The 21,053-nt window shown below is 64.8% G+C and carries 20 protein-coding genes; 14 read left to right on the forward strand and 6 right to left on the reverse strand.

The window, feature by feature from the left end; translation table 11 throughout:
* Positions 1 to 63 precede the first annotated feature (63 nt).
* Positions 64 to 1,674, forward strand: a complete 1,611-nt coding sequence (locus tag G4G27_RS16045) for an amidohydrolase family protein (protein WP_183109581.1) — start codon at positions 64 to 66, stop codon at positions 1,672 to 1,674.
* Positions 1,675 to 1,699: 25 nt separating this feature from the next.
* Here the strand turns inward: G4G27_RS16045 and G4G27_RS16050 are convergent, their stop codons facing one another.
* Both G4G27_RS16050 and G4G27_RS16055 read right to left on the reverse strand, forming a co-directional pair.
* Positions 1,700 to 2,743, reverse strand: coding sequence for a rod shape-determining protein (locus G4G27_RS16050; RefSeq protein WP_183109582.1), 1,044 nt, complete (start codon positions 2,741 to 2,743; stop codon positions 1,700 to 1,702).
* A 141-nt stretch (positions 2,744 to 2,884) separates the two neighbouring features.
* Entirely contained in the window at positions 2,885 to 3,355 is a 471-nt protein-coding gene (locus tag G4G27_RS16055; protein WP_183109583.1) for an Lrp/AsnC family transcriptional regulator, read from the reverse strand.
* A gap of 95 nt (positions 3,356 to 3,450) precedes the next feature.
* Here G4G27_RS16055 and phhA point away from each other — a divergent pair, with 95 nt between their 5' ends.
* The 10 genes from phhA to G4G27_RS16105 all read left to right on the forward strand — a co-directional run bounded on the left by phhA (position 3,451) and on the right by G4G27_RS16105 (position 14,279).
* Positions 3,451 to 4,314: a phenylalanine 4-monooxygenase gene (phhA, locus tag G4G27_RS16060; protein WP_183109584.1), complete on the forward strand. Its 864-nt coding sequence runs from the start codon at positions 3,451 to 3,453 to the stop codon at positions 4,312 to 4,314.
* Positions 4,311 to 5,522, forward strand: a complete 1,212-nt coding sequence (locus G4G27_RS16065; protein WP_183109585.1) for an amino acid aminotransferase — start codon at positions 4,311 to 4,313, stop codon at positions 5,520 to 5,522. Before phhA ends, G4G27_RS16065 begins: the two co-directional genes overlap by 4 nt.
* A 100-nt stretch (positions 5,523 to 5,622) precedes the next feature.
* The gene (locus G4G27_RS16070; RefSeq protein WP_183109586.1) at positions 5,623 to 6,528 is read left to right on the forward strand and encodes a LysR family transcriptional regulator; all 906 of its coding nucleotides are present in this window, start codon (positions 5,623 to 5,625) and stop codon (positions 6,526 to 6,528) included.
* A gap of 157 nt (positions 6,529 to 6,685) precedes the next feature.
* Positions 6,686 to 7,114, forward strand: coding sequence for a formate dehydrogenase subunit gamma (locus G4G27_RS16075; protein WP_244624723.1), 429 nt, complete (start codon positions 6,686 to 6,688; stop codon positions 7,112 to 7,114).
* A 20-nt stretch (positions 7,115 to 7,134) separates the two neighbouring features.
* Complete coding sequence (locus G4G27_RS16080) at positions 7,135 to 8,598, forward strand: NADH-ubiquinone oxidoreductase-F iron-sulfur binding region domain-containing protein (RefSeq protein WP_183113849.1); 1,464 nt, start codon at positions 7,135 to 7,137, stop codon at positions 8,596 to 8,598.
* Between the two features lie 4 nt (positions 8,599 to 8,602).
* The gene (fdhF, locus tag G4G27_RS16085) at positions 8,603 to 11,446 is read left to right on the forward strand and encodes a formate dehydrogenase subunit alpha (RefSeq protein WP_183109588.1); all 2,844 of its coding nucleotides are present in this window, start codon (positions 8,603 to 8,605) and stop codon (positions 11,444 to 11,446) included.
* Positions 11,443 to 11,736: a formate dehydrogenase subunit delta gene (locus G4G27_RS16090; protein ID WP_183109589.1), complete on the forward strand. Its 294-nt coding sequence runs from the start codon at positions 11,443 to 11,445 to the stop codon at positions 11,734 to 11,736. Before fdhF ends, G4G27_RS16090 begins: the two co-directional genes overlap by 4 nt.
* Positions 11,733 to 12,515 carry a formate dehydrogenase accessory sulfurtransferase FdhD gene (fdhD, locus tag G4G27_RS16095; protein WP_183109590.1) on the forward strand — a complete coding sequence of 261 codons (783 nt, stop codon included), beginning with the start codon at positions 11,733 to 11,735 and terminating at the stop codon, positions 12,513 to 12,515. Before G4G27_RS16090 ends, fdhD begins: the two co-directional genes overlap by 4 nt.
* The gene (locus G4G27_RS16100; protein WP_183109591.1) at positions 12,512 to 13,054 is read left to right on the forward strand and encodes a molybdenum cofactor guanylyltransferase; all 543 of its coding nucleotides are present in this window, start codon (positions 12,512 to 12,514) and stop codon (positions 13,052 to 13,054) included. Before fdhD ends, G4G27_RS16100 begins: the two co-directional genes overlap by 4 nt.
* On the forward strand, positions 13,047 to 14,279 hold the full coding sequence (locus G4G27_RS16105) for a molybdopterin molybdotransferase MoeA (RefSeq protein ID WP_183109592.1): 1,233 nt from the start codon (positions 13,047 to 13,049) through the stop codon (positions 14,277 to 14,279). Before G4G27_RS16100 ends, G4G27_RS16105 begins: the two co-directional genes overlap by 8 nt.
* 7 nt (positions 14,280 to 14,286) lie before the next feature.
* On the opposite strand, the gene G4G27_RS16110 is transcribed toward G4G27_RS16105, so the two are convergent.
* Positions 14,287 to 15,066, reverse strand: coding sequence for a sulfite exporter TauE/SafE family protein (locus G4G27_RS16110; RefSeq protein ID WP_183113850.1), 780 nt, complete (start codon positions 15,064 to 15,066; stop codon positions 14,287 to 14,289).
* A 295-nt stretch (positions 15,067 to 15,361) separates the two neighbouring features.
* Between G4G27_RS16110 and G4G27_RS16115 the strand changes: the two genes are divergently transcribed.
* Both G4G27_RS16115 and G4G27_RS16120 read left to right on the forward strand, forming a co-directional pair.
* Positions 15,362 to 15,925 (forward strand): hemerythrin domain-containing protein, encoded by a 564-nt coding sequence (locus G4G27_RS16115; protein ID WP_183109593.1) that lies wholly within the window; start codon positions 15,362 to 15,364, stop codon positions 15,923 to 15,925.
* Positions 15,922 to 16,368: a response regulator gene (locus G4G27_RS16120; protein ID WP_183109594.1), complete on the forward strand. Its 447-nt coding sequence runs from the start codon at positions 15,922 to 15,924 to the stop codon at positions 16,366 to 16,368. Before G4G27_RS16115 ends, G4G27_RS16120 begins: the two co-directional genes overlap by 4 nt.
* On the opposite strand, the gene G4G27_RS16125 is transcribed toward G4G27_RS16120, so the two are convergent.
* On the reverse strand, positions 16,365 to 16,607 hold the full coding sequence (locus tag G4G27_RS16125) for a hypothetical protein (RefSeq protein WP_183109595.1): 243 nt from the start codon (positions 16,605 to 16,607) through the stop codon (positions 16,365 to 16,367). The genes G4G27_RS16120 and G4G27_RS16125 overlap by 4 nt on opposite strands.
* 275 nt (positions 16,608 to 16,882) lie before the next feature.
* Between G4G27_RS16125 and G4G27_RS16130 the strand changes: the two genes are divergently transcribed.
* Positions 16,883 to 17,452 carry a hypothetical protein gene (locus G4G27_RS16130; protein WP_183109596.1) on the forward strand — a complete coding sequence of 190 codons (570 nt, stop codon included), beginning with the start codon at positions 16,883 to 16,885 and terminating at the stop codon, positions 17,450 to 17,452.
* Here the strand turns inward: G4G27_RS16130 and G4G27_RS16135 are convergent.
* Both G4G27_RS16135 and G4G27_RS16140 read right to left on the reverse strand, forming a co-directional pair.
* Positions 17,436 to 18,056 (reverse strand): response regulator, encoded by a 621-nt coding sequence (locus G4G27_RS16135; RefSeq protein WP_183109597.1) that lies wholly within the window; start codon positions 18,054 to 18,056, stop codon positions 17,436 to 17,438. The genes G4G27_RS16130 and G4G27_RS16135 overlap by 17 nt on opposite strands.
* The gene (locus tag G4G27_RS16140; RefSeq protein WP_183109598.1) at positions 18,053 to 20,758 is read right to left on the reverse strand and encodes a PAS domain S-box protein; all 2,706 of its coding nucleotides are present in this window, start codon (positions 20,756 to 20,758) and stop codon (positions 18,053 to 18,055) included. Before G4G27_RS16140 ends, G4G27_RS16135 begins: the two co-directional genes overlap by 4 nt.
* Positions 20,759 to 21,053: the final 295 nt, after the last annotated feature.

Here is a 21,053-nt window from a genome sequence, read left to right on the forward strand (position 1 = left end):
ATCCAGGTTGCGGCGGCCGCCGCGCCTGTCACTATCCGCAATCTTTTCGCCTGGGGGTAAAAAATGAGACGCACTCTCGCCGTCGTCGCGGCCGCATTGCTGATCGGTGCCGCGCCGGCACCGGAGTTCGATATCGTGATCCGGCATGGCCGCGTGCTCGACGGGGCGGGCAATCCATGGGTCGCGGCCGATATCGCGATCAAGGATGGACGCATCGTCACGATCGGGCAGGTCGACGGCGCCGGCCGGCAGGAGATCGATGCGACGGGTCGTTATGTCGCGCCGGGCCTGATCGACATGATGGATCAGTCGGGCGAAGTGCTGCTGAAAAGCGGCGGCGCGGAGAACAAGCTGCGCATGGGCGTCACCACGCTGATTGCCGGCGAAGGCGGTACGCCGGTCGAGGCAGCGAAAATCCCGGACTATTTCGCTCAGCTTGAACGGCAGGGCATCGCGGTCAATTTCGGCACCTATTACAGTGCGGCGCAAGCCCGGGTGAAAGTGATGGGCGATGGCGACGGCCGCCCGACACCGGCGCAACTGGCCGCGATGCGCACCGAGGTGGAGACGGCGATGCGCGCCGGCGTATTCGGCATCGCCACCGCGCTGATCTACCCGCCCGACAGCTTTCAGTCGACCGAGGACCTGATCGCCCTCGCCAAGGTCGCCGGCGCTTGTGGCGGTTTCTATGTCAGCCATATGCGCGACGAGAGCGCCAAGCTGCTGCCGGCGATCGACGAGGCGATCCGCATCGGCGAGGAGAGCGGCGCCAAGGTCGAGATATTCCACCTCAAGGCCGCCTATATGCCACTGCGCGGCAAGCTGATGCCACAGGCGGTCGCGAAGATTTCCGCCGCGCGCGATCGCGGGGTCGATATCGCCGCGGATCTCTATCCCTATAATGCCGGCGGCACCGGGATCGACATCACCGTCCCAACCTGGGTCTTTGCCGACGGGCAGAAGAAGGGCTGGGAGCGGCTGCGCGACCCGGCGATCCGCGCCCGGCTGAAGAAGGAAGTCGCCGCCGGGTCACAACCCGGATGGTCGAACCTGGTGCAAGCCTCGGGCGGCTGGGATCATGTCACGCTCGCCAATGCATTCGACCCGAAATATGACGACTATCGCGGCAAGAGCTTCGCGGTGATCGGCAAGGCGCTCGGTCGCGATCCGGCGGATGTCGCCTGGGACATCGCCGGCAACGCACTGCCCAACCGGGCGATGGCGCTTTATTTCATGATGGACGAACGCGACATCGACCTCGCCATCAAACAACCCTGGACGAGCATCGGCACCGATGCCGGCGCTTCCGCCAAGTTCGGCGAAGTGGATGCGCTCGGCCTGCCGCACCCCCGCGCCTATGGCACCTTCCCGCGAGTCCTCGCTTCCTATGCGCGCGACCGCGGCGTGCTGACGCTGCCCGATGCGGTGCGCAAGATGACCTCATGGCCGGCGGCCCGCATGGGCCTGGCCGATCGCGGTGTACTGCGCGAAGGGCTGCGTGCCGATGTGATGATCTTCGATTATGCCAAGGTGAAGGACATGGCCGACTGGGCGCATCCCGTCGCGGCGCCCGTCGGGATCGACGATGTCATCGTCAACGGCGTGCTGGCGATCCATGGCGGCCGGGCGACCGGCGCGCGGTCGGGCAAGGTGCTGCGCCACCGCTGCGAGTAAGTAGCGCGGACGAGCCGCGGGGCGATCAGGCTTCCTGCATGATGCCCTGATAGGCCGGATCCTCCAGCGCGCGGCCGGCGCCCATCGCGACGCACGTCAGCGCCTCGTCGGCGACGATCACCGGCAGGCCGGTTGCCTGCGCCAGCACTTCGTCAAGGCCAACGAGCAAGCTGCCGCCGCCGGTCATCACGATGCCCTGGTCATAAATGTCGGCGGCGAGTTCGGGTTCGGTCTTTTCCAGCGCGGAGAGCACCGTACCAACGATCTGGCCGACCAGCTCGGCCAGTGCCGTTGCCAGTTCGCCCTGGCTGACCTCGATCTCCGACGGAACGCCGTTGACCAGGTCGCGGCCCTTGACGCGCATCACCTTGCCGACCCCGTCATCCGGCATCATCGCGGTGCCGATCTCGACCTTGATCCGCTCGGCGGTCGATTCGCCGATCATCAGATTATGCTTGCGCCGGATGCTCGACGCGATCGCCTCGTCCATGCGGTCGCCGCCGACCCGCGCGGACGTGCTATAGGCAAGGCCGCGCAACGACAGGATCGCGACCTCGGTCGTGCCGCCGCCGATATCGACGACCATCGCGCCGGTCGGCTCGGTGACCGGCAGGCCGGCGCCGATCGCCGCCGCCATCGATTCCTCGATCAGATAGACCTTGCCGGCACCGGCATTGCTCGCCGCCTGCCGGATGGCGCGACGCTCCACCGTCGTCGCGCCCGACGGCATGCAGATCGCGATCTGCGGGCGGCGCGGCAACCGGCTCGCACCGCCATGCGCCTTGTCGATGAAATGCTTGATCATCTGCTCGGCGACGTCGATGTCGGCAATCACGCCGTCACGCATCGGCCGGATGGTACGGATCGTATCGGGCGTCTTGCCGAGCATCAGCTTTGCCTCGGCGCCGATCGCGCGAATCCGGGAGACGCCGTCGAGCGTCTCGATCGCGACGACCGAGGGTTCGTTGAGCACGATCCCCTTGTCGCGCAGGTAGACAACGGTGTTCACCGTGCCGAGGTCGATCGCCATGTCGTGCGAGGCGCGAGAAAAGAAGCGGGAAAATCGCATTGACGGACAATCTGTTAGGTATCGGCGCCGCGGGCGCGTGAACTGCGGGAAGCGGGTCGCGTGGGCGCTCGTGCCCAACCGGTCAAGGTGCCTGCGCCCGGACGAACCGCGCGCGCGGTGATCGGCGCGACGCACGATCTCCTAGATGGGCAGGGCCGTGGTGTATTTCGTCATCGACAAGGCGAAATGAGACGACCCGCCGGCGACCGAGGGATGAGCGAGCAAGGTCTGCATCAGGAAATGATTATAGTCGGCAACATCGGCGACGACGATGCGTAGCAGATAATCCCAGTCCCCCGACATCGAGAAACACTCGATCACCTCCGGCCGGCCGTCGACGAAGCGTTCGAAACTCTCCCGCGCCTCGATCGCGTGGCTCAGCATCCGGATATTGCACAGCACGTTGACGCCGCGCCCGACCATGACGGGATCGACCAGCCGGACGGTGCGGGTAAGCACGCCGGCCGTCTCCAATGCCTTGACCCGGCGCCAGCACGAGGCGCTCGACGCCCCGACCCGCTCGGCGAGATCGGCATGGCTGAGCGTGGCATCCTCCTGCAACAACGCAACGATGCGACGGTCGATCGAATCCAATTCGCGATTTTGTTTCATGATGGTCCGGATTTGCGAATATTCATTTCTTATAACGTCATATTCGCGGTGATAAAGACAAGCAATCGCCGCGGGTCGGTGCGATCCTGCATCACATGAGCGATGCAAACCTGACTCGCCCCAAAGGGGCCGCCGACGACTGGACCATCCCACAGGGCTGGGATGCCTATACGCCCGAGGAGCACGCGACCTGGGACATATTGTTCGCCCGACAGGCGGACATGCTGCCGGGGCGCGTCACGCCCGAATTCATCGAAGGTCTGGACGTATTGCGCCTTTCAAAACCGGGCATTCCCGATTTCGAGGAATTGTCCGAGCGGCTGATCAAGGCGACCGGCTGGCAAGTCGTCGCGGTGCCGGGTCTGGTGCCCGATGAAGTGTTTTTCGATCACCTCGCCAACCGCCGCTTCGTCGCCGGCAACTTCATCCGCAAGCCGGACCAGCTCGACTATCTTCAGGAACCGGATGTGTTTCACGATGTGTTCGGGCATGTGCCGCTGCTCGCCCATCCGGTGTTCGCCGATTATATGCAGGCCTATGGCAAGGGCGGGCAGCGCGCGGCAGCATTGGGCGCGATCGAGCGGCTCGCGCGGCTCTACTGGTACACGGTCGAATTCGGCCTGGTTCGCTCGGGCAACGGCCTCAAACTCTATGGTGCGGGGATCGTATCGTCCTACACGGAGTCGGTCTTCGCGCTTGACGATCCGTCGCCCAACCGCATCGGCTTCGACTTGAAGCGGCTGATGCGCACCAAATATCGTATCGACGATTTCCAGCAGAATTATTTCGTCATCGACAGCTTCGAGGACTTGCTCGAACAGACGCTGAACACCGATTTCGCGCCGCTTTATGCCGAACTGGAGGGGCAGCCCGACATCGAGATCGAGGCGATCCTGCCGGCCGACAAGATCTACACCCGCGGCACGCAAAGCTATGCCCGCGCAAGGGAAGCGGCATGACCGTCACGCTCGACCATCTCGCCGCGACCGCGCTGTTCGGCTCGCTGCAGCGTCAGCCACCCGACGCGCTGCTCGCCGTGATCGGCATGCACCGCGCCGACCCGCGCCCCGACAAGATCGATGTCGGCGTCGGTGTCTATCGCGACGCCAGCGGCAAGACCCCGGTCATGCGCGCGGTCAAGGAGGCGGAAAGGCGGCTGCTCTCCACTCAGGACAGCAAGAGCTATCTGGGTGCCGAAGGCGACCAGCGTTTCACCGATCAACTCGCCGTTGTCGCGCTGGGCGAACGCCTTGCGGCCGACCCGCGCATCGACGGCATCCAGACACCGGGCGGCACCGGCGCACTGCGGCTGGCGGCGGAACTGATCGCGCGAACCGAACGTGCACCGACGATCTGGATCGGCACACCGACATGGCCGAATCACGCGCCGATCTTTCGCGCGGCGGGACTCGCCGTGCGGTCCCAGGCCTATTTCGATGCCGCACGATCCGACCTGGATTTCGACGCATTCATCGCTGGTCTCGATCAGGCGGTGGCGGGCGATGTGGTGCTGCTCCATGGTTGCTGTCACAACCCGACTGGCACGGCATTCTCCACCGCGCAGTGGCAGGAACTGGCGGCGCTCACCGCATCGCGCGGCTTGGTGCCACTGATCGACCTCGCCTATCAGGGCCTGGGCAAAGGACTGGAGGAGGATGCCGCGGGCATGCGCATCATGCTCGACGCCGCGCCCGAAGCGCTGGTCGCTTATAGTTGCGACAAGAATTTCGCGCTCTACCGCGAGCGGGTCGGCGCGCTTTGGGTGCAGGCGTCGTCGCCCGCCGCGGTCGTGCCGGTGCGCGAGACCATGCTGGTGCTGGCGCGCAGCCTGTGGTCGATGCCGCCCGATCATGGCGCGGCGGCGGTGCGGCTGATCCTCGAGGACAACGCTCTCACCGCCGATTGGCGCGCCGAGCTGGTCGATATGTGCGCGCGGATCAATACGTTGCGCGCCCGGTTGGGCGATGCCCACCCGGTCCTTGCGCCGATCGCGCGCCAGCAAGGGTTGTTCGCATTGCTCCCGATCGACCGCGTCGCGGTGGCCGCGCTGCGCGAACGGCACGGCATCTACATGCCCGATTCCGGCCGCATCAACATCGCCGGGCTGCGCGAGGAAACGGTCGCGCCGTTCGTCGCGGCGCTTGCGCCCTATCTTGCCTGCGGCTGAAATTCGGGTTCGGGTTGAGGCACGTCGTGCGGCCTATGGCTCCACATGGCGGTGTGATAGAGCGGGCCTATAAGGTCTCACAAAGTTCGAGGTATCCGCCTTGCAGCTCCGCCTCCTCGAATATTTCGTTGCGCTCGCGCGTGAGGGGCATTTCGCGCGTGCCGCCGCGTCCTGCAACGTCACTCAGCCGACGCTCTCCGCTGGCCTTGCCGCGCTCGAGGAGCAGCTCGGCAAGCGGCTGGTCGAACGCGATCGCCGCTATATCGGGCTGACCGACGAGGGCCGGGCGGCGCTACCCTGGGCGCAGCAGGCGATCGCGATGGTCGATGGGCTCGCCCATGCCGCCGAGACGGCACGCGGGCCATTGCACGGCACGCTCCGGCTCGGTGCGATCCCCGCCTCGATGCCGGTGGTTGGCCATTTCACTCATGCCCTGCGCACCGCCAATCCCGAACTCACCGTGTCCGTCCGCTCGCTCACCTCGCGCGAAATAGAACAAGCGCTGGCCGCGTTCGAGCTCGACGCCGGCCTGACCTATCTCGATCACGAACCGCCGGCGCAAGTGATCGCCGTACCGCTTTATGCCGAGCGCGCGATGTTCGTCGCACGCGCCGGCAGCGGTTTCGACGATCACAAGGCGGTCGGCTGGCCGGAGGTGCTCGCCCAACCGCTTTGCCTGCTCCATGAAGGCATGCAGAACCGCCGCATCTTCGACGCCAACCTCGCTGCACGCGGGTTCGCGGTCCATCCCGGGGCAACCGCCGATTCCTATGTCGCGCTGCTTGCGATGGTCGAGGCGGGCGGGCTCGCCACGGTGGTGCCCGAAGGCTATACCGCGCTGATTCCAGCGAACAGCTGGGCGCGGGTATTGCCCTTTACGGAGCCGTTCCCCGCCAGTCGGGTCGGACTGGTCGTGCTCGACCGCCGCCCCTCGAGCCAGCTTGCCCAAGCCGCGCTTACCGCCGCCAACAGCATCAAATTGCCGACCCTCTATCGGGATCGTTGATAGAGTTTCTCTATCAAACATGAAGTCAGTCGATTTGACCTGGCGTACGCGATCGGGCCTATCCTCATCGGTGATGCGCAAGACCAGAGAGAGTGAGCGACCGGCCCCCGCCTTGACCGCGGAAGCGATTGCGTATCGCGAGGCGATCGGTCGCTTCATGGCCGGCGTGGCGGATGGGCGCGGCGTACTGCTGCCGCTGCTCCATGCGCTGCAGGATGAGTTTGGTTATATCGACGACGCACTGGTGCCGCATGTCGCGGAGGCGCTGAACCTGAGCCGCGCCGATGTGCACGGCGTGGTCACTTTCTATCATGATTTCCGCCGTCAGCCGGCCGGTCGCCATGTCATCAAATTGTGCCGCGCCGAAAGCTGCCAGGCGCGTGGCGGCCGAGCGATCGAGCGCGCCGCAGTCGAGCGGCTCGGCGTGGCGATGGGCTCGACCAGCGCCGATGGCCGGGTGACGCTGGAGCCGGTCTATTGCCTTGGCCTGTGCGCGACCGGACCCAATGCGCTGGTCGATGGCGTGCCGGTGTCGCGGATCGACGGCGCCCGGCTCGACCGGCTCGCCGCGCAGGTGGCGGCGTGAGGGTCTTTATCAGCCGCGACATGGCCTCGGTCGCGCTCGGCGCGGACGACGTGGCCGAGGCGTTCGCCCGGACCGGTGCCGAGGTGATCCGAACCGGCAGCCATGGCCTGTTCCGGATCGAGCCTTTGGCCGAGGTCGATACGGCGGACGGGCGCATCGCCTATGGCCCGGTCGCGCCCGATGAGGTTGGCGCGGTGCTTGACGGGAGCCACGCGAACCGGCTCGGCAGACTCGCCGACCTGCCCTTTTTCGCATCGCAGCAGCGCTTCACCTTTGCGCGCTGCGGGGTGATCGATCCGCTCGATCTCGACGATTATGCCGCGCATGGCGGCTGGGTGGGCCTTGCCGCCGCCCGTGCGCTTTCGCCGGCGGCGGTGGTGGCGACGGTCAAGGACAGCGGGCTGCGCGGCCGGGGCGGCGCGGGGTTCCCGACCGGGATCAAGTGGCAGACCGTGCTCGATACGCAGGCTGCGGAGAAGTTCATCGTCTGCAATGCCGATGAGGGCGACAGTGGCACCTTTGCCGACCGCATGCTGATGGAGGGCGATCCCTATTGCCTGATCGAGGGCATGGCGATCGCCGCTCATGCGGTCGGCGCAGCCCATGGTTATGTCTATATCCGCTCCGAATATCCCTTTGCCGTGGCGACGATGCGCGAGGCGATCGTGCGGTCGGCGGCGCGGATCGCGCCCTTCACGCTGGAAGTGAGGGTCGGCGCGGGGGCCTATGTCTGCGGCGAGGAAACCGCCTTGCTCGATTCGATCGAGGGCAAGCGCGGCCAGGTGCGCGCCAAGCCGCCGCTGCCGGCGATCGCCGGGCTGTTCGGTAAGCCGACCGTGATCAACAATGTGCTGAGCCTCGCCGCGGTGCCGTTCATCCTGGCCAATGGCCCGGCCGCCTATGCCGCGGTCGGCTTTGGCCGGTCGCGCGGCACCATGCCGATCCAGCTGGCCGGCAATGTCCGCAATGGCGGGCTGTACGAAGTCGGGTTCGGCATCACTTTGGGCGAACTGGTCGACGAGATTGGCGGCGGGACCGAGAGCGGCCGGCCGGTGCGCGCGGTGCAGGTCGGCGGGCCGCTTGGCGCTTATTTCCCGCCGTCGATGTTCCATCTGCCATTCGATTATGAAAGCTTCACCACGGCCGGCGGTCTGATCGGCCATGCCGGGATCACGGTGTTCGATGACAGCGTCGATATGGCCAAGATGGCGCGGTTCGCGATGGAATTCTGCGCGGTCGAAAGCTGCGGCAAATGCACGCCGTGCCGGATCGGATCGACGCGCGGGGTGGAAACGGTCGACCGGATCATCGCCGGCGACCGGATCGACGACAATATCGAGATATTGCGCGATCTGTGCGACACGATGAAGTTCGGGTCGCTGTGCGCGTTGGGCGGCTTCACGCCCTATCCGGTGCTGAGCGCGCTGGATCATTTCCCCGAAGATTTCGGTGGCGCAACCGCGCTGCCCGTGGCGGCGGAGTAAAGTCATGGCGTGGCGCGGCGAAATCGACCTGGGCACCAAGCCCGCCGCCCCGGACGCGGCGATGGTGACGATCAGCATCGACGGCCAGCCGGTCAGCGTGCCCGAAGGCACATCGGTGATGCGCGCCGCCGCGCAGATGGGAACGAGCATCCCGAAGCTGTGCGCGACCGACAGCCTGGAAGCATTCGGATCGTGCCGGCTGTGCCTGGTCGAGGTCGAGGGCCGCGCGGGTTATCCCGCTTCCTGCACCACGCCGGTTACCCCGAACATGGTGGTGCGGACCCAGACCGAGAAGCTCAAGAAACTGCGCCGCGGCGTGATGGAGCTGTATATCTCCGATCACCCGCTCGATTGCCTGACCTGCGCCGCCAATGGCGATTGCGAATTGCAGGACCAGGCCGGCGCGGTGGGCCTGCGCGACGTGCGTTACGGCGATACGGGCGCGAGCCATCTTGGCCAGGCCAAGGACACATCCAACCCCTATTTCGATTTCGACCCGTCGAAATGCATCGTCTGCTCGCGCTGCGTACGGGCGTGCGACGAGGTGCAGGGCACTTTCGCGCTGACTATCGAGGGCATGGGCTTCGGCAGCAAGGTCGCGGCGAGCCAGGGCGAGGATTTCTTCTCCAGCGAATGCGTGTCGTGCGGCGCCTGCGTCCAGGCCTGCCCGACCGCGACATTGATCGAGAAGAAAGTGGTCGAGATCGGCACGCCCGACCGGTCGGTCATCACCACCTGCGCCTATTGCGGCGTCGGCTGCACCTTCCGCGCCGAGATGCGCGGCGAGGAGCTGGTGCGCATGGTGCCGTGGAAGGAAGGCAAGGCGAATCGCGGGCATAGCTGCGTCAAGGGCCGCTTCGCCTGGGGCTATGCCAATCACAAGGAGCGCATCCTCAATCCGATGATCCGCGCGTCGATCGACGATCCATGGCGCGAAGTGAGCTGGGACGAGGCGATTGCGCATACCGCGTCCGAATTCCGCCGTATCCAGAACCAATATGGCAAGCGCTCGATCGGCGGCATCACCTCGAGCCGCTGCACCAATGAAGAGACGTTCCTGGTTCAGAAGCTGATCCGCGCCGGGTTCGGCAACAATAATGTCGATACCTGCGCGCGGGTCTGCCACTCGCCGACCGGCTATGGCTTGAAGACCGCGTTCGGCACCTCGGCGGGCACGCAGGATTTCGACAGCGTGATGGCGGCCGATGTGGTGGTGATCATCGGCGCCAATCCGACCGACGGGCATCCGGTGTTCGCCAGCCGGCTCAAGCGCCGCTTGCGGCAGGGCGCGCAACTGATCGTGATCGATCCGCGCCGTACCGACATCGTGCGCTCGCCGCATATCGAGGCGGCGGAGCATCTTGCGCTGCGCCCGGGCACCAATGTCGCGGTGCTGACCGCGATGGCGCATGTCATCGTCACCGAGGGACTGGTCAACGAAGCGTTCGTGCGCGACCGCTGCGACTGGTCCGAGTTCGAGGATTGGGCCGAATTCGTCGCCGATCCGCGCCATAGCCCGGAGGCAACCGAGCTGATGACTCAGGTGCCCGCCGCCAATTTGCGCGCGGCGGCGCGGCTCTATGCGACCGGCGGCAATGGCGCGATCTATTATGGCCTTGGCGTGACCGAGCATAGCCAGGGATCGACCACGGTGCTGGCCATCGCCAACCTTGCGATGGCGACGGGCAATCTCGGGCGTGACGGCGTCGGGGTGAACCCGTTGCGTGGGCAGAATAATGTCCAGGGCGCGTGCGACATGGGCAGCTTCCCGCACGAGCTGTCGGGGTATCGCCATGTTTCGGACGATGCCGCGCGCGACATGTTCCGCGACCTGTGGGGCGTCGAGCTCGATCATGAGCCGGGACTGCGCATCCCCAACATGCTCGACGCGGCGGTCGATGGCACGTTCAAGGCGCTCTATATCCAGGGCGAGGATATCCTGCAGTCGGACCCGGACACGCGGCATGTCTCGGCCGGGCTCGCGGCGATGGAATGCGTTGTGGTGCACGACCTGTTCCTCAACGAGACCGCCAATTACGCGCATGTATTCCTGCCCGGATCGACTTTCCTGGAGAAGAACGGCACCTTCACCAATGCCGAGCGGCGCATCCAGCTGGTGCGCAAGGTGATGCAGCCGAAGAACGGCTATGAAGATTGGGAGATCACGCAGTTGATCGCCCAGGCGCTCGATTGCGACATGCATTATGGCCATGCGTCGGAGATCATGGACGAGATCGCCGCCGTAACGCCGACCTTTGCCGGCGTGTCGTTCGCGCGGCTCGATGAGCTCGGATCGATTCAGTGGCCGTGCAACGAGGCAGCGCCCGAGGGCACGCCGGTGATGCATATCGGCGGTTTCGCGCGCGGGCGCGGCAAGTTCGTGCGCACCGAATATGTCGCGACCGAGGAGCGCACCGGGCCGCGCTTCCCGTTGCTGCTGACCACCGGGCGGATTCTCAGCCAGTATAATGTCGGGGCGCAGACCCGCCGCACCGAGAATAGCCGCTGGCACGAAGAGGACCGACTTGAGATTCATCCGCATGATGCGGAGCAGCGTGGCGTCCTCGACGGCGATTGGGTCACGGTGGTCAGCCGCGCCGGCGACACATCGCTGCGCGCGCTGATCACCGACCGGGTTGCGCCGGGCGTGGTCTATACGACCTTCCACCATCCAAGCACTCAGGCCAATGTCATCACCACCGACAATTCGGACTGGGCGACCAATTGTCCCGAATACAAGGTGACGGCGGTGCAGGTCGGCCGTTCCAACGGCCCGACCGACTGGCAGGAACGCTATGAGGCGCGCTCGCTCCTCTCGCGGCGGATCGAGACGGTCGCCGCCGAATGAGCGCGACGATCGACAAACTGGTCAGGATGGCGAACCAGATCGCGACCGAGCTGGAGCATCAGCAAGGCGCGAACGCGGCGACCGCAACCTGGGATCATCTCTGGCACTTCTGGGATCCGCGTATGTGCGCGCAGATCATTGCTTATCTCGATCAGGGCGGCGATGGCCTGAACGACATGGCAAGGGAAGCGGTCACGATGTTGCGCGACAAGGGCACGGCGCCTTCACAGACTCCCGCCACCGACTTCGCGGTCGGCGCGGACGGTGTGCCTCCATCAGACGCCGGATGAGCGAGGCGACCCGGCCGGTCGGCTTCGACCGGATCACGCCGGATGGCGGACATGACGATGTCGTGCGTGCGGTGGCGATCGAGGCGCCGGTCTCGGTCGAATTCAACGGTATCGGCTATGCAGTGATGATGGCGAGCCCGGCCGATCTGGAGGATTTCGCGATCGGTTTCGCGCTCAGCGAAAGGCTGGTGGAAGACCCGAGCGAGATCCTCGCGATCGATCACCATCCCTCGCCCGCCGGCCAGATCTTGCGCATCACTCTGGCCGACTCGCGCACCGAAACATTGCTTGGCCGGGTCCGCCACCGTGTATCGGATTCCTCCTGCGGACTGTGCGGGATCGAGAATCTGGAACAGGCGCTGCGCCCCCTGCCCGTCATCACCGCGGCGAGCCAGGCGGACGAGGCGGCGATCTTCGCCGCGCTCGCCCATTTGCGCGACCTGCAGCCGCTCAACCGGGAAACCGGCGCGGTTCATGCCGCCGCACAATGCCGGCCGGACGGAACGATCGTTGCCGTGCGCGAGGATGTCGGGCGGCATAATGCGTTCGACAAGCTGATCGGCGCGATGGCGCGCGCGGGCGAGGGCTGGGACGGCGGCTTCGCGCTCCTGTCATCGCGTTGCTCCTATGAGCTGGTCGAAAAGGCGGCGCTCTCCGGCTGTCCGATGCTCGTGACGATTTCCGCACCGACCACGCTCGCCGTCGAGCGCGCACGCGCGGCCGGAGTCCGGCTCGTCGTGCTGGCGCGGCCCGATGCCGCGCTCGTTATCGCCGCATGACGCGGCTGCTCGGCGCGATCCTTGCCGGCGGGCGATCGCAGCGGTTCGGGTCGGACAAAGCGGTGGCGCTTCTTGCCGGACAAAGCCTGATCGATCGCGTCGTTGCAGCGCTTGCGCGGCAGGTCGATAGCGTCGTGCTGGTCGGGCGCGCCGGCGACATCGCGGCGATACCAGACCGGCCCCTTCCCGACCTTGGCCCGCTTGGCGGGCTCAACGCCGCGCTTCATCATGCGCGCGCGCAAGGGTATTCGGCGGTGATGACGGTTGGCTGCGACATGCCGGTGCTGCCGCCGGATCTGGCCGAACGGCTCCGCGCGACCGGATGCCCGTCCTATGTCGAGGCGATACCGATCATCGGCCTGTGGCCCGCCGACCTTGCCGGCCAGCTCGACATTTTCCTGGCCAGCGACCGCCGGCGATCGATGCGCGGCTGGGCGGCCGAGGTCGGGGCGGCGGCGCTGTCGCTGGCCGAGGACTTGCCCAACATCAACACGCCGGACGATTTGGCGCTGCTCGCACGGACATTCCCGCGTGACTGAGCGCGGCGATGGCGCAAGGCCGGGATTCGACGAAGCGCGCGCGATCGTCACGGCATCGACGCCTTCGCCAGTCGAGCTGATCGTGCCGCTCTCCGACGCGCTGGGTCGCTGGACGGCGGCCGACCTGTTCGCCGCGCGTGACTGTCCCGGCTTCGATGCGTCGGCGATGGACGGTTTCGCCTTTGCTGCGGGCGCCACCGCAGCGGCGACCGCGCACGTGCCGGTCGAGCTGGTCGTCGCCGGAGAGTATCGGGCCGGCCATTCCCCTACCCCGGCGATCGCCGGCGCGGCCTATCCGATCAGCACGGGCGCGAAGATGCCGGTCGGCTGCGACACGGTGATCACCACCGAACGGGCAAGCGTCGTCCAACAGGGAGAGCGCCGTGTCCTGACCTTTGCCATACCCGAAGCCGCCGGGAGAAATGTCCGCCGCCAGGGCGAGGACGCCCGGGCCGGGGAACCGGTCCTGCCGTCCGGGCGGAGGATCACCGCCGAGACGATCGGCGCGCTTGCCAGCTACGGCCTCAGCCATGTGCCGGTATTTCGTCATCCGCGCATCTCGATCATCCCGACCGGCGACGAGCTTGTCGGCACGGCCAGGCCGGACGCTATTCCCGATGCCAATGGCCCGATGATCGCCGCTTCCGCCGCCAGCCTTGGGCTGCCCGTGCAATGTCACCCGCCGGTCGGCGACGATCCCGGACAGATCGAACGGGCATTTCGCGCCGTGCTGGCAAGCGGTTCCACCGATATCCTCATCTCCACCGGCGGCGTGTCGACCGGCGATCATGACCATATCGCCGCCGTCCTGCGCGCAATGGGGGCCAGGATATATTTCCACGGCGTGCGGATGCGCCCGGGCAAGCCGGTTCTCTTCGCAAAACTTGCCGACGGCACGCTGTTTTTCGGTCTGCCCGGAAACCCGGTCGCGTCGCTGCTCGGCTTCCGCTTTCTCGTACTGGCAGCGGTCCGGACGATGCTGGGCCGACCGCCGGAGACGGGCGCGCCGGAGACTGTCGATGTGGCCGGTCGCGAGAACACGACATTGTTCCTCAGGGCGCATCGCGGTTCGTCGCGTGGCCGACCGGGCATCGAGATCCTGCCGGGGCAGCAATCCCACATGATGCGTTCGCTGCTCGCGGCGAATTGCTGGCTCTCGGTCGATCTCGACGCGGCGGGGAACTCGCTGGTGCGCCGCTATGATTTGTCCGCGACCCTCGAATGAGCTCCGCCTAGAAGATCAATTTACCCCCGACAATCGCCAGCGTCCCGGCGAGAACCGCGCGCGATATCCGGTCCGGGATGCGGGCCGAGATCAGGCTGCCGACGATGATTCCCGGCACCGACCCGATCAACAACGACAGCAACAGCCCGAAATCGACCGAGCCCATCGCCCAATGCCCCATGCCGGCGATCAGGGTCAGCGGCACGGCGTGAGCGATGTCGGATCCGACCAGCCGGTTTGTCGGCAACTTGGGATAAAGGATCAAGAGCGCGGTCATGCCGAGCGCGCCCGCGCCGACCGACGACAGCGACACGAGAACACCGAGCGCGACGCCCAGAATGACGGTCAGGCGCTTCACCTGTCGGTCGGTCATCGCGTCGATCGTGTCCGCATAATAAGCCAGGATCTGACGACGAAAGGCCATGGCGATCGCGGTCGCGATGAGCGCGAGGCCAAGCGTGATGGTAATCACATGCTGCGTCCCGTCGAACTTCGTGCCGGCATAAGCCAGCGCCAGAAGCGTCAACAGGGTGGCGGGCACGCTGCCCAGCGCCAGCCGTCGCACGACCTTCCAATCCACCGTGCCGCTGATGCCATGGACGACGGTGCCGACGGACTTCGTGGCGGAGGCATAAAGCAGATCGGTGCCGACCGCCGTTGCCGGGTGAAAGCCGAACGCCAGGACAAGCAATGGGGTCATCAGCGACCCGCCGCCGACGCCGGTCATGCCGACAAGCAGGCCCACCGCGACGCCCGCGACCGAGTAGAGGGGATGGATCTCGAACATCATCGGCATCCTCGTCTCGGGCCAGGCTCGAAATGTCTCGCCAAGCTTCGCGAAGCTCGGCGGCCTCGTCAGCCGGAACATTCAACTCGAAGTTTCGTCGCATTCGACCGGCCAAGCGAGGTAGATTTTCTCTTGTGCACCATCGCCAGACTCTCCCGCGAAATCCGCCGAATCCGGCTCGCCTCCGTATAACTACCGCGCCCCCTCGTAAGGTCTGAGTCATCGGCGGCTGCGACAAGCGACGTTGGGCGCATAGTCCACGTACGGGCCGCCACGCCGAACGGCAGAGGACGAAATGATGATGCTCACCAGATTGCTCCGAGAGCATGACAAGCTCCGGACCATCGGCGCGGATCTGGCGGTGCTGGTTTCGTCCGGCGAGCCCTGTGATCTCGATGAACTGGTCCAGAAGCGCTGCGAGATGACACGAACGGTGCATCAGCATCTTGCCTATGAGGAGCGGCAGGTGCTCCGGCGTCTCCGGGACGACCCGGACCCCCTGACGCGCAGGGCCGTTGACGATTGCGTGGCCGGCATCGAGCAACTCCACATCGCTTACAGGGCACATGTGACAATGTGGACGACCAGGGACATCGCAACCCGCTGGCCCGATTTTCAGAAAGCCGTGAAGACGCTGATCATCGGCATGCGGATGAAGCTGGATCGTGAGGAACGCCTGCTGTTCCCCCTCGTCACCGGAATCGGGGAGCCGGACTCTCATTGGCGGCCGGGTACCCGGAACTGGGCTGGCGACGGGATCGCGATCCAGGCAGCGATCAGGCGCTCAAGCGCCGTATGCGACCCGGCACCGCTCTTCCTCGAAATGGATTCCCCGACGATATCGCGACAGATGACATGATCCCGATCCGGGTGTTGATCGTCGATGATTCGGTCACGATCCGGGCAATGCTCGAACATATCATCTCGCGCGATCCGGAGTGCCGGGTGGTCGGCATTGCAGCGGATATCGACGATGCCCGCACCTTGATGCGCACCAGCCTGCCCAATGTCATAACGCTGGACCTGGCCATGCCCGGCCTGGGCGGCCTGCATTTCCTGCGGGAATTGAAGGAACAGCCGCATCCCCCAATCATCGTGCTGTCGTCATCCGCCAAGGATGGCGCATTCGAAGTGGAGGAGGCGATGGCGAGCGGGGCGGCAACATGTTTCGACAAGAACAAGCTGCTGAGCGCCTGCCCGTTGTTCGTGAGCACGCTGAAAAAAACGGCGCGGCGGACCAGTATAACCGCCCCGGCCAAATTCAAACGCCAGCCGGTGCCGGCCAGCCCCACAAGCGGCTAGGCGGTCACAGGCTCCGCACTCTCGGCCATAAATGACAGGGTGAACAACATGACCCGGTCGGCGTCGGAGACCGTCATCTTCCACGCTTCACAGTTCCAGAAGCGTTCCGGCATTTCCTTGAGGACTTCGGCCGAATAACGCACCGCCTCCATTCTGGCCGCGGTCAGATCGGGCCATTCCGACCCCTGCAGGTCAGGCAAATCCTCACCGTCAACGATGTCGAAGAAATAGTGCGGCATAACGTCTTCCTGCTCGGGGGCGAGAGCGCCTTGGCCCCCAGTCGCCTGTGCCTTTACGAAGGAAGACGATGAATAAATCTACCGTGAGACGCCGCTCCGTGCAATATAGTGGATACCCATAATGGCATCGAATGTGGGACAATTCCGCCAAGAATATTTGAGCCTTTTTTTGCTCAATACTGCCTGATTTCAGGCATCCGATCCGACTGATATTAAATGATCGATCGGCATCTTGATCATTGTTTTCACAGTATAATTGCACGCTGCCTCTTCGGTTGGGCGAAACCACGCAGCCTGACGCCCGCGTCACGGCCATCGTGGCCGAGGGGAATTACCTAAAGTCGCCGCAACAAATATGTAAGCCGCCCATGCGATCCCGAACATCGCGTCGACGTGACCGCTACTCAGGCATTTTCCCGAGCGAGTCGGTCACGACAACATCGCAAATGATCTGCCCGAGGACCCAAGATGCGGAAATCGTCGAAATGAAAGGAGACCTGCTGACATTGATGGTCCGCGACCCTGGCCTGCGCAGCATTTTGATCGGGCGTTTGTCGATGTTGGGGGAGAGCATTCTCTCTTTGGAAGGGTCATTCGACGACCCTGCGATCCGCCGGCACGCACGTCCGCCGGCGATCCTGATCATAGACCTGGAAAGCCTTGATGGCCGACTCGATGAGCTGCTCGCAACGCAACATTGGAAAGGGATCATCATCCTTGCCGAAACCGCCGCGCCATTGGGCAATGATCGGGTCCGCATGATCGGTTCAAGCGAAGCACCTTCACATGTCGTGGAAACGCTTGCCGGCTGGCGCTGCGATCCGCAGCCTATCCGGGCGGAATAAGTCCCGCGGCAAAAGCGATGCGTAAAGCCTCGGGCAGGTTGCGCACCCCCAATTTCGTCATCAGATTGGCACGGTAGATCTCGACCGTCCGGGGGCTGATTTCGAGCTCATGGGCGATGACCTTATTGGCCCGTCCCTCGATCAATCCGGTCAGCACGTCGCGCTCGCGTGGCGATAGCGCGGCGATCTTGGCCGCGGCCTGTTGCATATGTGCCGCGGCGGCGCTGTCTTCCGTCAGCCTGGCAAACGCGACCTCGATCGCAGCGAGCAGTTTTTCGGCCTGATAGGGCTTTTCGATAAAGTCGATCGCGCCCGCCTTCATCGCCTGCACCGCAAGCCCTATATTGCCCTCGCCGGTAACGATGATCGTCGCGAAGGCGTTGGTGCCCTGATTGCGGATTGCCTGCAGCACGTCGAGTCCGCTGACCCCGGGCATGTGAAAATCGAGCAGCAAGACGCCCGGATCGAGATCGGGCACCTCCTCCAGAAATCGGTCGCCGCTGCGGAAACTGCGCACCACCAGATTGGATTGCAGCGACAACAAGGTGTGAAGCGACGCGCGCACCGCGTCGTCGTCATCGATGAGATAGATTGTGCGGGTCATCCCTCCAACTCCTCCAGCTCTTCGAGCGCAGGCAAGGTAAAGCGGAATTCCGCTCCCCCGCCGGCGCGGTCCATCGCGACAAGCTTGCCACCATGCGCCTCAACGATGCGACGCGATATAGACAGGCCAATGCCCATGGCGGAACCCGATTTGGTCGTCGCGAACCGCGAATAGAGTTCGCCGCCGATTGACTTGGGCAAGCCGGGGCCATTGTCGCTGACCGAAAGTTCATTCATGCCATCCGCCACCCGGCGCGAAGCGATGACGATCTCGCGCGCGCCGGTCGGTTGCCCGCGCAACGCATCGACCGCGTTGCGTAAAAGATTCACCATCACCTGTTGTATCTGAATACGGTCGGCAAAGACCATGTCGGCGGCAGGGTCGAGCCGGTAGCGCAGCTTGATACCGAACTGGGCGGTACCGAACAGGACCAGTTCGACCGCTTCGCGAACCGTGTTGGCGAGCGATTCGGCGCGCATTTCGGTTTCGTTGTTGGTGAGAAAGTCGCGCAACCGCCGGATGATCTCACCCGACCGCAGCGTCTGATCCTCGCCCATCTTGATCAAATCGGCGACCCGCGCACTGTCCTCCCCGCGTTCGATCAGCATACGCGCCGAAGCTAGAAAATTGGCGGTAGCGCTGAGCGGCTGGTTCAGTTCATGCGCCAGGTCGGCCGCAACCTCGCTCATCGCGCTCTGCCGCGAGATATGGGCGAGTTCGGCATTCAGCTCGCCCATCCTTCGTTCCGTGGCATGCCGATCGGAGATGTCGCGAATGACGCCGGTGAACATGCGTTCCCCACCAAACCAGGCCTCCCCGACATTCAACTCGACCGGAAAGGAAGAACCGTCCACGCGTCGGGCGGTCAGTTCACGGGCCAGCCCGCTAGCGTGTCGCTGCCCCAGATCGAGCTGGCCCGGATCGAGTGGATGCACGATCGACTGGCCATGCGCCGCGGCGATCACCTCGGGAATCAACAGCTTGACGTCGCTGCCGATCGCGGTCGCGCCATCGCAACCGAACATGCGTTCGGCCGCCGCGCTGAAGCTGCGGATCGTACCGGCCAGGTTGAAAACGATCGTCGCGTCCGGAACGACGTCGATGATCGACTGAAGTTGCTGCGCCGCTTCGCGCTCCTGACGTTCGGTGACGTCGATATTGGCCGCGATGACGGCGGCAAGCTCGCCATTCTCGTGATAGATCAGCCTGGCGGATCCCTCTATCGTCCGCATCGCGCCACTCGGCTGCCGGAAACGATACTGGAAGGTGATCCGTTCATCGTGATTGGCGGTCGCGCGAGCGACCGAGTCCATCACTCCCTTTGTATCCTCCGGCTCGATCAGCGCTTCCCACTGTGCGAAGCTGCTCAGGCTGCCGGGTTCCAGACCCAGCCGTTGCTCGGAGCCGGGCGACCATTCGAGCCGTCCGCTCGCGATATCCCAATGGGATACGCCAAGCCGCTGCGCTTCGGCGGCGATGGCGAAGCGAGCTTCGCTTTCGCGCAATGCCTCTTCGGCGCGAACGCGATCGGAAATGTCCAACATCTTGACGACGAACAGCGCCTCGCGATCGGGGCGTTCAACGACCTGAGTTCTCTGGAGTACCCTGATCCGCGATCCGTCGCGGCACCGGACGCTCAAATCGATTTCGCCGACCGAAGGCGCGCCGGACATCTCGGTCGCATTTGCTCCCACGCTACGCGGTCGCAGCAAATCCTTCTTTTGTCGGCCAATCGCTTCAATGGCAGACCAGCCATAAAGTAGCTCGCAACCGCGCGACCAATGAACGATTTCACCGCTCGGCCGGGTCAACACGATTGCCGCGACATCCAGCGCGCTGGCGATTTCCTGTGATTTGGCCTGTTGATGCGCGAGCCGGTCGACGGAAAGCCAGACCAGCAATCCGACCACGCCGACATTGAATAGAATGGCGATCAGGTCGGTCGCGAGCGGCGATACCGGCAACATGGTCGGCACGCACCGCGCGACGACCACGGGCAGGATCGGCAGCAGCACAACCAGCCCGACGACCGGCCATCGGAGGCGGTTTCGCGCCCGAAAAGGATTCCAGCGCGTCCCCTGGCGCCAGAACAGAAAGGCGGAGGCGAGCAATATGTTGGCGAGCGCCGCAGGGAAAGGCGCGACAAGGATCTGCGTCACGGTATCGCGCGCCGGAATGATGACGAAGAGCAGCACCATCGAAAACAGGCCGACGCACAACGAGGCCGCGGCGAGCAGATTGGCGAACCCGGCGCTGGCGTTGTCGCGATGCGCTGTCAGCAGCAATGCCGTGCCGAGGAATGCAAACGCGACGATCGAATTCGCTGTCGGCAGGCTGCGGAATCCTGTTGGGATTCGCGCCAACGGGTCACCAGGCAATGGTCCATCGATCCCCGGCAACCCGCCGCCCTGCCCGGCAAGCGCGAACAATGCGATCAGGATAGGTATGGCGAGCAGCAACGGCGCCCGACGGCGGCCCAGCAGGGTCGCGGTGAAACCGCCGATGAGGAACAGATACCCCAACGCCGCCAAAGGCCATATCGGCCGGCCGGTAATGCCGAAACCCTGAAGCACCGGCACATCGACCAGCCATCCGGTAAATGCGATACCGCTGACAAGTCCCGCGGCCGCGACCAGGCCGAACACGATCCTCTGCTCTTCGACTGCGGCGTTCGTCCGACGCGCAGCGAGTTGCCGCTTCAATTATTCGCCTTCCCTTCCGGTAGCGCTTCCTTGCGGAGCCCAACGCTAGCACCGCCAGGACCGGGAGGCGCGCCGTAATGACCATGGACGTAACAATCTGATCCAAATCGGGTCTAATGCTTCAGGGATGAGCCCGATAGGCCCCGATAAACATCGCCTTTGAGCCGCCAGCCTCACCCCATCGACAGGCGCCGCACGATCTCGCGCCGTGGCCGCTTGTGCCGCAGTAGATCGATCAACTGCCAGTACAGCACCGCGCCGCCGATGCGCAGCGCTTCCGCCAGCGGCATGCCGC

Origin of the sequence: Sphingomonas sp. So64.6b (assembly GCF_014171475.1) — a bacterium.
In the GTDB taxonomy this organism is placed as follows: Bacteria; Pseudomonadota; Alphaproteobacteria; order Sphingomonadales; family Sphingomonadaceae; genus Sphingomonas; species Sphingomonas alpina_A.